Here is a 12912-nt window from a genome sequence, read left to right on the forward strand (position 1 = left end):
CAACCGGCTAGCCGTCAGAACTCCGTAAGACCATTTCCACCACGAACCGGGAGCCGTTCGGCGAACGGTCCTCCACCCACACCCGGCCGCCGAGCCGGTGCACGTGCTCGCGGACGAGCGCGAGCCCCAGGCCGCTGCCCGTGTCGTCGCCCCTGCTGCCCGCCATCACGCCGCGCGCGAACCGTTCGAAGATCTGCTCCCGCAACGTCTCGGGCACTCCGGGCCCGGCGTCCTCCACCTCCAGCCGGACCGCGTCGCCCAGCACCCGCACGGACACCAGCACCGCTCCACCGGCGTGCCGCTCGGCGTTGTCGAGCAGGTTCGTCAGCACCCGGTCGAGCCGCCGCCGGTCACCCAGCACGACGGCGGGCTCGAGCTCCAGCGGCACGTCCGCACGGGTCGCGATCACGTTGCGCACCAGTGCGTCCAGGGCGATCTCCTCCGGTGGAGGGTCGTCGATCTGGTCGGCCCGCGAGATCTCCAGCAGGTCCACGACCATCCGCGCGAACCTGTCGACCTCCGACGTCAGCAGCTCCAGCGCGGTCCCCGCCGTGCCGGGCAGGTGCTCGCGACGCCGGCGCAGCACCGCACCCGCGTTGACCATCGTCGTCAGCGGCGACCGCAGCTCGTGCGAGACGTCCGAGGCGAACCGGGCGTCCCGCAACGCCCGTTGCTCCAGCGCCTGCGCGGTCGAGTTGAACTTCGCCGCCAGGGCCGCGAGATCCGGGTCGTCCTGGTCGGGCAGCCGGGCCCGCAGGTCGCCACCGGCGATCCTGCCCGCGGCGCAGCTCAGCTCCGCCAGCGGTTTCAGCGCCCGCTTCGACGTCCACGACCCCAGCGCCGCGCCGAGCAGCGCGGACCCGATCGTGCCGGCGATCAGCACCGCGCTGAGGAACGCGAACGTGCGGTTGAGCTGTTGCAGCCCGAACAGCTCGACGTAGACGGCGTTGCCCGCCACCGGCAGCGCCACGGCGAGCATCGGCACCCCGTCCACGACGATCCGATCCCGGGCAGGCGGGTGCTCGACCAGCGCGGCGGGCAGCTGCGACGGCTCCACCTTGCGGCCCGCGGTGACCAGGTCGTCGGGGCTGAGCAGCAGGATCGACGAGTCAGGGCCGGTGGTGAGCCCGGTCAGCAGCTCGTCGAGTCCCGGTGAGGACAGGGACTTCTCGACCAGCCGCACGTTGACCTCGGCCTGCCGCGTCGCGCTGGCCTCCCGCTGGCGCAGCATGTAGCCGGAGGCGAGGTTCCACGTCGCGAACGCCAGCACGCTCGTCACGATCAACAGCCCGAAGCCGAACGAGAGGGTGACCCGGCAGCGCAGCGTGAGGCTCACGAGCCGATCCGGTAGCCGCTGCCGCGCACGGTGAGCAACAGCGCGGGGTCGTCGGGGTTGGCTTCAATCTTGCGGCGCAGTCTCCTTATGTGCACGTCGAGCAGTCGGGTGTCACCGAAGTAGTCATATCCCCAAACCTTTTGCAGCAACTGTTCCCTGGTGACGATTCGGCCGCCCGCACCAGCGAGTTCCAGCAGCAGCCGGAATTCGGTTCTGGTGAGATGAACGCGTTCGCCCGCTCGGTGCACGAGCCCTTCCTGCGGACGGATTTCCAGATCGCCCACCCGAACGGCTTCACGACCGGGGCCGCGCCTGCGCAACAACGCGCGGATTCGCGCCGCGAGAACGCTCGCCATCAACGGTTTCGTGACGTAGTCGTCGGCTCCCGCCTCCAGTCCGGCGATCATGTCGCGGGCGTCGGTCCGCGCCGTCACCACGATGATGGGCAGGTCACCGCGGGCCCGGAGCGTCCGCACGACCTCCAGCCCGTCCATGCCAGGCAGCGTGAGGTCGACCAGGACCACGTCGAACGACTCGGTCTCCAAACGCGGTAACGCCTCTTCACCCGAACCCGCCTCGTCAACGGTGAAATCCTCGTCGGACAAGGCGAGGCTCAACGCCTGCCGGATTCGCTCGTCGTCCTCGACCAGCAGGACCCTTACGCACACAACGACTCCACTGTGTGAGAGCCGCGGCGACGGCGTCTCACACAGTGGAGTGAAAGTCGATCAAAAGCAAGAACGCTTCGGCTCAGAATGTGGTTAGCGTGACTTTGGCCGAACGCGGGTTGGGTTCGTGGACAAGTGACTCGAACGCGCCGACGTCATCGAACGCGAACCCGTACGCCTTCCCGTCCACCATGTTCTGGTGCACGATCCGGGAGAAGTGGTTCGCGGTCGAGCGGGTGTAGAACTCGCTCGCGTTGTAGGTCGGCTGGGTGTGCAGGTACCCGAGTGTCGAACGGTTGAGCGCGGCGCACAGCGAGCGGGAGATCGCGCCGACGTCGTTGTTCGGAGCGGCCAGCCTGCCGTCGCAGTTGAAGACGTCCCGCGTCGACGGCTGCTGGAACGACGCGACCTGCTGGCCCGCCGTGTTGGTGAAGTTGAGGACGCCGCCGCTGGTGCGGCCGGTGAACTTGCGGTTCGGCTCGTTCTGGTACGGCACGACGGTCAGCGGCGTGTTCTGGTACGTCGACCAGGCGCTGCTGACGTAGTTCGCGAAGTACGAGCTGGAGAACACGCCCGCGTCGAGCCCCTTGCTCGGGTTCAGCACCCGCAGCCGGGTGCCGTCGGAGCGCGTGTAGATCAACCGCGACCAGTCGCCGCCCAGCTGCTGGTGCTGGTCGAAGATCCGGTTGCGGCCGCCGGAGACGAGTTGGCCGGTCTTCTTGGTCGCGCCCGCCTGGGACGTCGCCTCGACCGCGTGCGGGACGGAGAACATGTCCACCTGGGAGCTGTTCAACCACAACCCGCCGCCGTTGTAGGTGAACTCGCTCCAGTCGAACAGGATGTCGCGGTTCGGGTCGCCCGCGGCCCACGGCGCCGGTTGCACCAGTCCGTTCGGCACCAGGCCGAACTTCAGCTTGTCCCGGAAGGACATGTAGAGCCGGCCGCCGGCCAGGTTGATCGGGATCTGCAGGGTGCGGCTCGCGCCGTTGGCGGGGCCGGGGATCGAGACGTCCGGCGCGGGTGACGGCGGAACCGTCCCGCCGGACCAGGGGGTGAACTGGCCGCTGGCGTTGACGTACCCGAGCCGGCCGCCCATCTCGCCGAACACGTACAGGTGAACCGCGTCGCCGCGGCCGGAGTTGTTCGTGACGGTGAGCGGGAGCAGGTTCGGGGGAGCGGCTTGAACGGGTGGGGACAACGTTGTCAGCCCAAGTAGGGCCGATGTCGCGAGCAGCAGGAGCTTGCGCATCGACTATCTCCTCACTGAGACAGGGGCGTGAGAGCGCTCCCATGGTCAGCGTGATCGTGTTGATATGTCAAGAATGGTTCTCATGCGCGCACTGACGGTGGATCTTGCACATCCTGGTTCCTTGTCGTTGACCGAACTGCCCGATCCGGAACCGGGACCGGAAGACCTGCTGGTCGAGGGCCTCGCGGTCGGCATCTGCGGGACGGACCGCGAGATCGTGCGCGGCGAGTTCGGGGTCGGCGGAACTCTCGTGATCGGACACGAGTCTCTCGGGCGGGTGATCAGCGGACCGGGGTTCGAACCGGGCTCGCTGGTCGCCGGAGTGGTCCGCAGACCCGACCCGGTCCCGTGCGTGGCGTGTGCGCGCGGGGAGTTCGACATGTGCCGGAACGGGCAGTACACCGAGCGGGGGATCACCGGGCTCGACGGTTACGCCTCGACGTTGTGGACGGTGCCGGCGTCCTACGCCGTCGGTGTCAGCTCCTCGACCGGTGTGCTCGTCGAGCCGGCCTCGGTGGTGGTCAAGGCCTGGGAACGGCTGGACCAGCTGGCGCTGTTCGGGTTCGACAGCGTCCTGGTGACGGGCGCGGGACCGATCGGGTTGCTGGCGGCGTTGATCGGCGTGCAGCGCGGCTTGGACGTGCACGTGTTCGACCTGGCGGTGGACGGGCCGAAGCCGGACCTGGTCGAGGCGCTGGGCGCGACCTACCACCGCTCGCTGCCCGATCACCAGGTCGTGATCGAGGCGACGGGAGCGCCGAAGCTCGTCGCCAGGCTGCTGGGCCGTGAGCTGGTGTGCCTCACCGGCGTGCCGTCCACCGAGGTCGTGTCCGCCGATCTCGGGCAGGCCAACCGGGACATGGTGCTGCGCAACGGGATCGTGTTCGGGACCGTCAACGCGAACGTGCGGCACTACCGGGAGGCCGCGGCCGTGCTGGATCGCGCGGACGACGACTGGCTGTCGGCGATGATCACTCGACGAGTTCCGCTGGAGTCCTGCCGGGAGGCTTTCGAGCAACGGCCCGATGACGTGAAGGTGGTGCTGGAGCTGTGATCGAGCCGGGAGACCTGACAGCGCACCATCAGGTCTCCCGGCTGGGTCAACGCCGGCGCGGTTCCCTGCCGAACGGCAGCTTCGGCCGTTCGAGCTCAGGAGCCTTCGGGATCGGCATCGTCACCGGCTCGTCCACCGTGATCGTGATCGGTTCGCCGTGGTGCCGGGTCTTCAGCTCGGTCCCGTCCACGATCCGGTAGGTGGCCTCGGTCTCGCACACGTCGATCGAGATCCTGGTGCCCTGGAAGGCCATCCGGAACGAGAACCGCGTCAGTGAGGCCGGCAGCCGCGGCGCGAACGTCAGCTCACCGCCGTGGTCGCGCATGCCGCCGAACCCGGCGACGAGCGCCATCCACGCCCCCGCCAGCGAAGCCATGTGCAGGCCGTTGTTGACGTTGTCGTGCAGGTCGTGCAGGTCGGTGAACACCGCCTCGACGAGGTAGTCGAACGCCAGGTCGAGGTGCCCGACCTCCGCGGCCAGCACCGCCTGCGTGCCCGCCGACAACGACGAGTCGCGCACGGTGCGGGCCTCGTAGTAAGCGAAGTTGCGTGCCTTGTCCGCGTCGCTGAACGCGTCACCGCGCACGTGCATCGCGAGCACGAGGTCCGCCTGCTTCACGACCTGTCTGCGGTACAGGTCGAAGTACGGGAAGTGCAGCAGCAGCGGGTACTTCTCCTCAGGCGTGTTCTCGAAGTCCCACTCCGCGTGCTTGGTGAAGTTGTCCGCCTGCGGATGCACCTTCAGCATCTCGTCGTAGGGGATCGCCATGGCGTCGGCGGCCTTGCGCCAGGCCCGGATCTCCTCTTCCGTCGCGTCGCTCGGGTTGCGTTCCGCGGCGTCGGCGGCGGCCCACAGGTTCTGTTGCGCGATCAGGTTCGTGTAGACGTTGTTGTCCACGATCGCCGAGTACTCGTCCGGGCCTGTCACGCCGTCGATGCGGAACCCGTCGTGCGGGTCGTGGTGTCCGAGCGAGAGCCACAACCGTGCGGTCTCCACGAGGATCTCGGTGGCTTCGTCGCGGTCGAAGCACTCGTCGTTCGTGGCGTTGAGGTACTGCTGCGTTGCGTAGGCGACGTCACCGGAGACGTGGAACGCGGCCGTGCCCGCGGGCCAGTACGCGCTGCACTCCGCGCCGTTGATGGAACGCCACGGGAACGCGGCTCCCTTGAGCCCCAGCACCTTCGCGCGGTCGCGTGCCTTGTCCAAAGTGGAGTGACGCCACCGCAGTGCGTCGCGGGCGGCGTCCGGGACCGTGTAGGTGAGCACCGGGAGCACGAACATCTCGGTGTCCCAGAACGCGTGACCGTCGTAGCCGGGTCCGGTGAGGCCTTTTCCAGGAATGGCACGGGTTTCCCCGCGGGCACCGGCCTGCAGGATGTGGAACAACGCGAACCTGATCGCCTGCTGCAGCTCGTCGTCGCCCTCGATCTCGATGTCCGCGACCTGCCAGAAGTCGTCGAGGAACTCACGCTGCTCCTGCACGAGCCCGTCCCAGCCCGTCTGGCAGGCACCGGCGAGCGCCGCCTCGACCTGGGCTCGCAGCGCCGGGGTGGAACGCTGGCCGGACCAGCCGTAGGCGAGGTACTTGGTGAGCCTCAGGCAGCTGCCGGCGGGCACGTCGACGGCCGCGGTGAAGCGCGCGAGGTCTGCCTCGGCGCGGATCTCCGTGCGCGGGTCCTGGTGGCCGCCGTGCTCGCCGACGCAGATCTCGTGGTCCATCGCGGCAGCCATGCGCAGGCCGGACACCTTGGTGTGGTGGCACAGCACGGCCCGCGACTTCTCGGCCATCGTGAAGTCGTTGATCAGCGGGGCGTCCAGCGCGGCCGCGACGCGGGGATCGTTGGTGCGGTGGATGGTCGGCTCGTTGGCCAGCAGGTCGGACTGGACGACGAGCTGCAGGTCCTCCTCCGGCTCGACCTCGTAACGGATGGCTGCGACCGCGCGCTGTGTGAACGACACGAGCCGTTCGCTGCGCACGGTCACACGCCGGCCAGTCGGCGACTCCCAGACCGTGCGGCGGCGCAACGTGCCGGAGCGGAAGTCCAGCGTCCGCTCGTGCTCGACCGCGTTGCCGTAGCGCATGTCCAGCGGTTCGTCCTCGACCAGCAACCGGATGATCTTGCCGTCGGTGACGTTGACGACGGTCTGCCCGGCCTCGGGGTAGCCGTAGCCCGCCTCGCCGTACGGCAGCGGGTGCTCCTCGTAGAAGCCGTTGAGGTACGTGCCGGGAAGACCTCTGGGTTCGCCCTCGTCGAGCGTGCCGCGCATGCCGATGTGGCCGTTGGACAGGGCGAACGTGGACTCGGTGCGGTGCAGCTGGTCCACGGCGAGACCCTGCCAGCGCAGCTGCCACGGTTCGATCGCGTAGCTCATGACAGGAGCTCGTCGAGCTCGTCGACGACCACGTCGGCGCCGTTGGTCTTGAGAGCTTCCGCCTGGTTGCCGCGGTCCACGCCGACCACGAACCCGAACCCGCCCTTGTGGCCCGCCGCGACACCGGCCAGCGCGTCCTCGAAGACGGCGGCGTTCTCCGGTGCCGTCTTGAGCCTTCTCGCGCCCTCGATGAACGAGTCCGGTTCCGGTTTGCCGTGCAGGTTCGACGCGACGATCACGTTGCCGTCCACCAGAGCGTCCACGTAGTCGAGCAGATCGCCCGCGCGCAGCACGCGCATGGCGTTGGCCGACGACGTGACCACGCCGATGGGCAGACCCGCCCGGCGCGCTGCCTGGAGGTAGCGCACCGAGCCGGGGTACGGCGTGATGCCCTGTTCGTCGATGATCTGGTTGACCAGTTCGTTCTTCTGGTCGCCGATGCGGCGGATCTCTTCCTCCGGCGGGGTGAGGCCGCGCGAGGCCAGGAAGCTGCGGACGCCGTCGTAGCGCGGTTTCCCGTCCACGTGGGCGAGGTAGTCCTGCTCGCTGAACGGCTGGCCCATGCCCTCGAACGTCTGCCGCCACGCCTGGCGGTGCAGCACGGCGGTGCTGGTGAGCACACCGTCGAGGTCGAACAGCAACGCCGTGATCTTCTCCGGGATGCCGAGGCTCATGCTTCGATCATGCACCCGTGTCGCCGACATCGCTGCGCTCTTCTTTGAGGCGTTCGTCGAGAGGACGGGGATGTGCCTGCTCGTACTCGGTCATCCCGTACTTGTTGGACTCGGCCCAGCCCTCTTCGGGCTCGGTCTCCAACGGGTCGTGCTTGAGGTTGTCCTCGTCGAGGGCCTCGAAGCTGTCGGTGTCCTGCGGGACGTACGCGCCACGTTCTTCACTCATGTCCTGGCAGTACCCAGTTCGGCGCTATCCGATGCTTTGGCCGACGAGCGAACCGATCGCGTAGGTGACGCCCATCGCGATCAGCCCGCCCACGACGTTGCGGACGACCGCGCGCCGCTTGCCCGCACCGCTGAGTTTCGCGCTGAGGAAACCGGTCAGTGCGAGGGTGAGGACGGCGGCGACGACGGTCACCGGGACGCGCAGGCTGGTCGGCGTCAGGATGATCGCGGCGAGGGGGAGCAGGGCGCCGATCGTGAACGAGATGAAGCTCGCGATGGCGGCGCCCCACGGGTTCGTGAGCTCGTCCGGGTCGATGTGGAGCTCGGCCTCGGCGTGGGCGGCCAGCGCGTCGTGCTTGGTGAGCTGTTTCGCCACCTCCTGCGCGGTGTCCGCGTCGAGGCCCTTGCCCTCGTAGATCTCCGCCAGTTCCTCGAGCTCCTCCTCCGGCATCTCCCTGAGCTCGCGGCGCTCCTTCGCCAGGAGTGCCCGTTCGGCGTCGCGCTGGCTGCTGACGGAGACGTACTCGCCGGACGCCATCGACATCGCGCCCGCGAAGAGACCGGCGAGGCCTGCGACCAGGATCTGTGCCCTGTCCGTGGTCGCGCCGGCGACGCCGACGACGAGGCTGGCGGTGGACACGATGCCGTCGTTCGCACCGAGGACACCTGCCCGCAGCCAGTTCATTCGATCGCCGGTGACCTCGTCGTGGGGCTCGTCGTGCGTCATTTTCGCAGGCTAACCTGGGGATCGTGCTTTCGTGGCAGACCACGCCGCTGAGGGCGGTGGACGTGCCGGTTCCTTCACCGGCTCCTGGTGAGTTGCTCGTGCGGGTGCTCGCCTGCGGTGTGTGCCGGACGGATCTGCACGTCGTGGACGGCGATCTGCCCGTGCACCGTGCTTCGGTCGTGCCGGGACATCAGGTCGTTGGTGAGGTCGTGGTCGCGGCGGGGGATTTCGTCGTTGGCGAACGGGTGGGAATCGCCTGGTTGCGGCACACCTGCGGAAGCTGCAAGTTCTGCGTGCGCGGGGACGAGAACCTGTGCCCGTCGTCGCTGTACACCGGGTGGGACGCGGACGGTGGTTACGCCTCTTATGCCGTTGTTCCTGCTGCCTATGCCTTGCGGCTGCCTTCCGGGTACTCGAACGAGTCGCTGGCGCCGTTGTTGTGTGCCGGGATCATCGGGTATCGGGCGTTGAAGCGTGCCGAGGTGCCACCGGGCGGGCGGTTGGGCATCTACGGGTTCGGCGCGTCTGCTCATCTGACCTTGCAGGTGGCCGTTGCGCGCGGGTACGAGGTGCACGTGGTGACCCGGACCGCTGCCGCGCGTGCTCTGGCCTTGTCGTTGGGGGCGGCTTCGGCCTCTTCGTCGGCGCCGCCGGTGTTGCTGGATTCGGCTGTGTTGTTCGCGCCGGTAGGGACGTTGGTGCCTCCCGTGTTGGAGGCGCTGGACAGGGGCGGGACGCTGGCGATCGCCGGGATCCACCTGTCCGACGTGCCGGTGCTGAACTACTCGCGGCACTTGTTCCAGGAACGGCAGATCCGGTCGGTCACGGCGAACACCAGGGCCGATTCCGCCGAGTTCCTGGCGTTCTGCGGTTCGCACCGGCTGGAGGTCGCCGTGCAGCCCTACCCGCTGACCTCGGCGAACCTGGCGCTGTCGGACCTCAGAGCCGACCGAGTGACCGGTGCCGCTGTGCTGATCGGGTGAGTTTCCCCTGGTCAGAGATCAGGTGTTCCATTTTTGTCAGACCCCCGTGGCAGCATGTCGAACAGATGTTCGTGTGTGCTACAGGGAGGTCAGTCAGATGCAGATCGAACCCCGTCGCTGGCCGGGCCGCGTGGTGCCGTCCACAGACGCCGACGTGGACGTCGCCGTGGAGTCCCTGTGCGTGCGCGCCTCGTGGCCGGACGCCGACCGCCGCTGGGTCCGCCGCCTGCTGGAGCCGTGGTTCGCGGCAGGCTGGAGCGTGGACGCCCTGCTGGTGGCCGTCGACACCAAGCCGGACGGCACCCGCCAGGGCAGGCCGCGCTCCCGAGCCCAGGTGGCCCACGAGTTCCTCCGAGCCCGCCTCCGCACCTGGACAGCAGACGGCGCCCGCCTGGCCCGCCCACCCTTACCAGGCGTGACCCTGGGCGAGTGGTACCGCGTGAACCGCCGCAACGCCGCCCTGCACGCCCCCCGCCGAGGCGCCGGCCTGACCTCGGAAGGCGAACGCGCCCGCGCCGAATCCCGAGCCCTGGCCCACCGCCGCGACCCGGTGGAACGCAGCCGCGAAAAGGGCCGCCGCCGCCAGGAGGTCCTGGACAGCCTGTTGGTGCCTGGGCAGGAGGTGCCGTCGTTCGCCGACTCGTGGCGCCTGGTGGCGGACCTGATCCCGGTGCAGCGGGTTTGTTCGGCTTGCGGGCACGTGAGGAGCGAGGTGTCGAGGCCGGCGCACCGGGTGGCCTAGGCGGGGTTGGCGCGGCGCCGGTGGGGGTTGGCTCGCGGTGCGTTGGCGGTGCGTCGGGCCGCGGTGGTGCTGTTGGCGCGTGATGCGCCGGCGGCGTTTCGGGCTGCGGTGGTGCTGCTGGCGCGCGGGGTGCGGGCCGCGCGTGGGACGCGGTCGTGTGGTTGGCGCGACGTGTGGCGTGCGAGCGGTGGGCCCGGGCGGTGCGATCGACGCGTGGCGTGGCGCGCCTGGCTTGGCGTCCCAGCCCAGCCGGAGCACGTCTGCCCGACCTCCCAGACAACCGGGATGGCGGCCCACAGCGCACCTGACCACATCCCAGGCGGGCGCTGCGCCTCCGAGCACGTGAGGCCGACCTCCCCGGCGGCCAACCCTCTCACCTGCGTCAACGCCGCCGTCCCCGCCCAATTGCCGGCGAATTCGGCGAGCGGCGGTTGAACTCGGCCCAGGTCGGGAACACGGAACGAGTTTCTTGTTTCCTGATGAAGGGGCCGACATGCTCGAAGTGACGCCGATGGCTGCTGAGGTCATCAACGAGCTGACGTCACAGTCAGAGGGCACCGACGACGGCGTCGGCCTGCGCTTCGCCCTGGCCGCCGAGCAGAACAGCCAGACCGCTTTGGAGCTGTCGCTCAGTGAGCCGGTCGATGGCGATGAAGTGGTGGCGGCTCCGGCGGGGGCCAAGGTCATCATGGAACCGGCTGCCGCCCAGTACCTGGAGGACAAAGTCCTCGACGTGCGCCAGGACGCCGAGGGCAACCCCGCCTTCGCGATCGCTCGCCAGGAGGGGCCCGACAGCCCGAACGGGCAGGTCGGCTGAGGGCCGGACGCGGACCAGACGTGCGGAACGGGCCGGCCCCTGCGGTGGGGCCGACCCGTTCTGGCATTTCGAACGACGGCGTTTCCGAACGGCGTTCCAAAGGACTCGCCACCGACATCCGAAGCGTGCCCGACGAACGGGCTGATGAGGCGAACCTCAGGGAATCGTCAGCACCTGTCCGGGGTGGATGAGGTCGGGGTTCGAGATCCCGCTCGCCGAAGCGATCTCGCCGTACCTGTTCCCGTCACCGTAGAAGCGCTCGGCGATCGCCCACAACGTGTCGCCACCCTGCACGGTGTAGGTCTGCACGGCCGGAGCAGCCGGAGCAGCCGGCGCGGGCTCCTCGACAACCGGCGCGGCGGCCTCGGGGACTGCCTGCGGGGACGCGGTGTTCGTGCCCGACGCCCACTTGGCGCTGCCGTCGCCCGCGATGATGACCAGGTTGCGGTCGTCCTGCAGCACCAGGCGCGAGCCGTTGTTGCCCGCGGTGTTGGTGGCCCACACGGCGTTGTTGTCGCCGGTGTAGAGCACGAAGTTGCCGTCGTCCTGCAACGCGGCGCGCACGGCTCCCTTGCCGTCGGTGCCGCTGGCCCACACCGTGCCGGTGTCTTCCGACAGCACCAGGTTGCCGTCGGACTGCAGGGTCAGCATGTAGCCGTTGGCGGTGGTGAGCTGCTGGCCGCGGGTGAGTTCCTGCCCGGCTTGCAAGGTGTCCACTGAGACGCTCCACTTCGGACGATGACGGTGCCGAAGCGGAACCTAGCCAAGCGCCGGACACCTCGCCGGGCCGCGAAGGCACGTGCACCCGCTGGAGTGAAAAGCGAAACGCCCCCTGCCCGGAGGCAAGGGGCGTTCACCAACGAAGAACGTCAGCCCTCGATGCGGCGGATCACGGAGATCGGACCGATCGAGTTGATGTCCGCGATCCTCACCGGCACACCCTCGGTGGACGCGTGCACGGCGCGCACGTTGTCCACGGCCATGGCCACGTGGGACTGGCTCGAGTAGTAGACGATGATGTCGCCGGCCTTGACCTCGGCGCGCGAGACGGGGCGGCCCGCGGCGGCCTGGGCGTAGCTCGTGCGGCCGATCGACACGTTGGCCGAGCGGTACGCGGCCTGGATCAGCGAGGAGCAGTCCCAGGTGTCCGGGCCGTTGGAGCCGTACACGTACGGCTTGCCGCGCTGGGCCAGTGCGAACTCCAGTGCCTTACCGGCGGTGCCGGGCGGGACCAGGATCGTCGACATGTCGCCGGCGTTCTTCAGCGAGTTCTTGGTGGCCGCGCTCAGCGAGTTGTACTGGTTGCGGGCCTCGTCCAGCTGCTTCGCGAGGTCGGCCTTCTTCTGCTCGATCTCGCCGAGCAGCTTCTTCGAGGCCTCGGTGGCCTCGTTGGCCGTCTTCGTGGCGTTGTCGGCCGCGTTGACGGCGTCGGTGAGCTGCTTCAGGGCCTCGGCGTTGTCGGCCGCCAGGATGTTGATGGCCGACATGCGGTTGAGGAAGTCCTGCTGCGAGTCGCTCACCAGCAGCGCGGACAGCTGGCTGAACCGCGCGCCGGAGTTGGTGGCCTCCGTGAGGACGTCGACCTGGCCGCGGAGGGACTCCTCGGCCTTCTGAGCCGTGGCGAGGTCGCCCTTGGCCTTGTCCAGTTCACGCTGCTTGGCCTCGAGGTCGCCCTGGGCCTTCAGGTGGTCCTGGTTGAGCTGAGATGCCTTCTCGGACAGCTCGTTGTACTTCGCGAGCGCGTCAGCAGCAGAAGGCTGTGCGTTGGCCGGGGTCGTGGGGAGAGCGGCCGCGACGACTGCTGCCGTCGCTACGAGCGCTCCACGCACGGTGCGGCGCGAGGGTTGCGACACCACGTCGCGGGTCCTCCTTTTTCCTGGCAGTCGCCCCCGCGAGAACTACTGCGCGTAAGGCGACAACCTTGGCGTGTGCCCCGAGTGGGTTAACTGCTGGGCCGAAGGTCTCGGACAGGTTACGGAACGACCTGATGTTCGTCTACCACCGGGTCCTCAACAGTTCACCGATCAGCACGCTCTCACAGACGTCTACGTCGGTTTATCGCG

Annotated in this window: 13 protein-coding genes; 4 read left to right on the forward strand and 9 right to left on the reverse strand. The window is 68.8% G+C overall.

Annotated elements, in window-relative coordinates; all coding sequences use genetic code 11:
* Nucleotides 1–7 precede the first annotated feature (7 nt).
* The 3 genes from ACFOWZ_RS25410 to ACFOWZ_RS25420 form a co-directional block, all read right to left on the reverse strand.
* Nucleotides 8–1336, reverse strand: a complete 1329-nt coding sequence (locus ACFOWZ_RS25410; RefSeq protein ID WP_382376385.1) for a HAMP domain-containing sensor histidine kinase — start codon at nucleotides 1334–1336, stop codon at nucleotides 8–10.
* Nucleotides 1333–2004, reverse strand: a complete 672-nt coding sequence (locus ACFOWZ_RS25415; RefSeq protein ID WP_030473059.1) for a response regulator transcription factor — start codon at nucleotides 2002–2004, stop codon at nucleotides 1333–1335. The genes ACFOWZ_RS25410 and ACFOWZ_RS25415 overlap by 4 nt, the downstream gene beginning before the upstream one ends.
* A gap of 82 nt (nucleotides 2005–2086) precedes the next feature.
* Entirely contained in the window at nucleotides 2087–3253 is a 1167-nt protein-coding gene (locus tag ACFOWZ_RS25420; protein WP_382376386.1) for a beta-1,3-glucanase family protein, read from the reverse strand.
* An 82-nt stretch (nucleotides 3254–3335) separates the two neighbouring features.
* Between ACFOWZ_RS25420 and ACFOWZ_RS25425 the strand changes: the two genes are divergently transcribed.
* Nucleotides 3336–4307, forward strand: coding sequence for an alcohol dehydrogenase catalytic domain-containing protein (locus tag ACFOWZ_RS25425; RefSeq protein WP_382376387.1), 972 nt, complete (start codon nucleotides 3336–3338; stop codon nucleotides 4305–4307).
* Nucleotides 4308–4353: 46 nt separating this feature from the next.
* On the opposite strand, the gene ACFOWZ_RS25430 is transcribed toward ACFOWZ_RS25425, so the two are convergent.
* The 4 genes from ACFOWZ_RS25430 to ACFOWZ_RS25445 are packed head-to-tail and all read right to left on the reverse strand — an operon-like array spanning nucleotide 4354 to nucleotide 8307.
* Nucleotides 4354–6681 (reverse strand): glycoside hydrolase family 65 protein, encoded by a 2328-nt coding sequence (locus tag ACFOWZ_RS25430; protein WP_382376388.1) that lies wholly within the window; start codon nucleotides 6679–6681, stop codon nucleotides 4354–4356.
* Nucleotides 6678–7355, reverse strand: a complete 678-nt coding sequence (locus ACFOWZ_RS25435) for an HAD family hydrolase (protein ID WP_382376389.1) — start codon at nucleotides 7353–7355, stop codon at nucleotides 6678–6680. The genes ACFOWZ_RS25430 and ACFOWZ_RS25435 overlap by 4 nt, the downstream gene beginning before the upstream one ends.
* 7 nt (nucleotides 7356–7362) lie before the next feature.
* Entirely contained in the window at nucleotides 7363–7581 is a 219-nt protein-coding gene (locus tag ACFOWZ_RS25440; protein WP_382376390.1) for a hypothetical protein, read from the reverse strand.
* Between the two features lie 24 nt (nucleotides 7582–7605).
* The gene (locus ACFOWZ_RS25445) at nucleotides 7606–8307 is read right to left on the reverse strand and encodes a VIT1/CCC1 transporter family protein (protein WP_382376391.1); all 702 of its coding nucleotides are present in this window, start codon (nucleotides 8305–8307) and stop codon (nucleotides 7606–7608) included.
* A gap of 23 nt (nucleotides 8308–8330) precedes the next feature.
* On the opposite strand from ACFOWZ_RS25445, the gene ACFOWZ_RS25450 reads away from it, so the two are divergent.
* The 3 genes from ACFOWZ_RS25450 (at nucleotide 8331) to ACFOWZ_RS25460 (ending at nucleotide 10849) form a co-directional block, all read left to right on the forward strand.
* On the forward strand, nucleotides 8331–9290 hold the full coding sequence (locus tag ACFOWZ_RS25450) for a zinc-binding alcohol dehydrogenase family protein (RefSeq protein WP_382376392.1): 960 nt from the start codon (nucleotides 8331–8333) through the stop codon (nucleotides 9288–9290).
* A 97-nt stretch (nucleotides 9291–9387) separates the two neighbouring features.
* Entirely contained in the window at nucleotides 9388–10032 is a 645-nt protein-coding gene (locus ACFOWZ_RS25455; RefSeq protein ID WP_382376393.1) for a hypothetical protein, read from the forward strand.
* A gap of 493 nt (nucleotides 10033–10525) precedes the next feature.
* A complete protein-coding gene (locus ACFOWZ_RS25460; protein WP_382376394.1) occupies nucleotides 10526–10849 on the forward strand; it encodes an iron-sulfur cluster biosynthesis protein in 324 nt (107 codons plus the stop codon).
* A gap of 156 nt (nucleotides 10850–11005) precedes the next feature.
* On the opposite strand, the gene ACFOWZ_RS25465 is transcribed toward ACFOWZ_RS25460, so the two are convergent.
* Together ACFOWZ_RS25465 and ACFOWZ_RS25470 are read right to left on the reverse strand one after the other, a co-directional pair.
* Nucleotides 11006–11566: a LysM peptidoglycan-binding domain-containing protein gene (locus ACFOWZ_RS25465; RefSeq protein ID WP_382376395.1), complete on the reverse strand. Its 561-nt coding sequence runs from the start codon at nucleotides 11564–11566 to the stop codon at nucleotides 11006–11008.
* Nucleotides 11567–11718: 152 nt separating this feature from the next.
* Entirely contained in the window at nucleotides 11719–12705 is a 987-nt protein-coding gene (locus ACFOWZ_RS25470; protein WP_382376396.1) for a C40 family peptidase, read from the reverse strand.
* Between the last annotated feature and the right edge of the window lie 207 nt (nucleotides 12706–12912).

This window comes from Lentzea rhizosphaerae (genome assembly GCF_042649515.1).
Taxonomy (GTDB): Bacteria; Actinomycetota; Actinomycetes; order Mycobacteriales; family Pseudonocardiaceae; genus Lentzea; species Lentzea aerocolonigenes.

Coding starts and splice junctions, on each gene's coding strand:
- ACFOWZ_RS25430 (WP_382376388.1), bottom strand. CDS start 6,681: ATGAGCTACGCGATCGAACCGTGGCAGCTGCGCTGGCAGGGTCTCGCC.
- ACFOWZ_RS25455 (WP_382376393.1), top strand. CDS start 9,388: ATGCAGATCGAACCCCGTCGCTGGCCGGGCCGCGTGGTGCCGTCCACA.
- ACFOWZ_RS25420 (WP_382376386.1), bottom strand. CDS start 3,253: ATGCGCAAGCTCCTGCTGCTCGCGACATCGGCCCTACTTGGGCTGACA.
- ACFOWZ_RS25440 (WP_382376390.1), bottom strand. CDS start 7,581: ATGAGTGAAGAACGTGGCGCGTACGTCCCGCAGGACACCGACAGCTTC.
- ACFOWZ_RS25445 (WP_382376391.1), bottom strand. CDS start 8,307: ATGACGCACGACGAGCCCCACGACGAGGTCACCGGCGATCGAATGAAC.
- ACFOWZ_RS25425 (WP_382376387.1), top strand. CDS start 3,336: ATGCGCGCACTGACGGTGGATCTTGCACATCCTGGTTCCTTGTCGTTG.
- ACFOWZ_RS25435 (WP_382376389.1), bottom strand. CDS start 7,355: ATGAGCCTCGGCATCCCGGAGAAGATCACGGCGTTGCTGTTCGACCTC.
- ACFOWZ_RS25460 (WP_382376394.1), top strand. CDS start 10,526: ATGCTCGAAGTGACGCCGATGGCTGCTGAGGTCATCAACGAGCTGACG.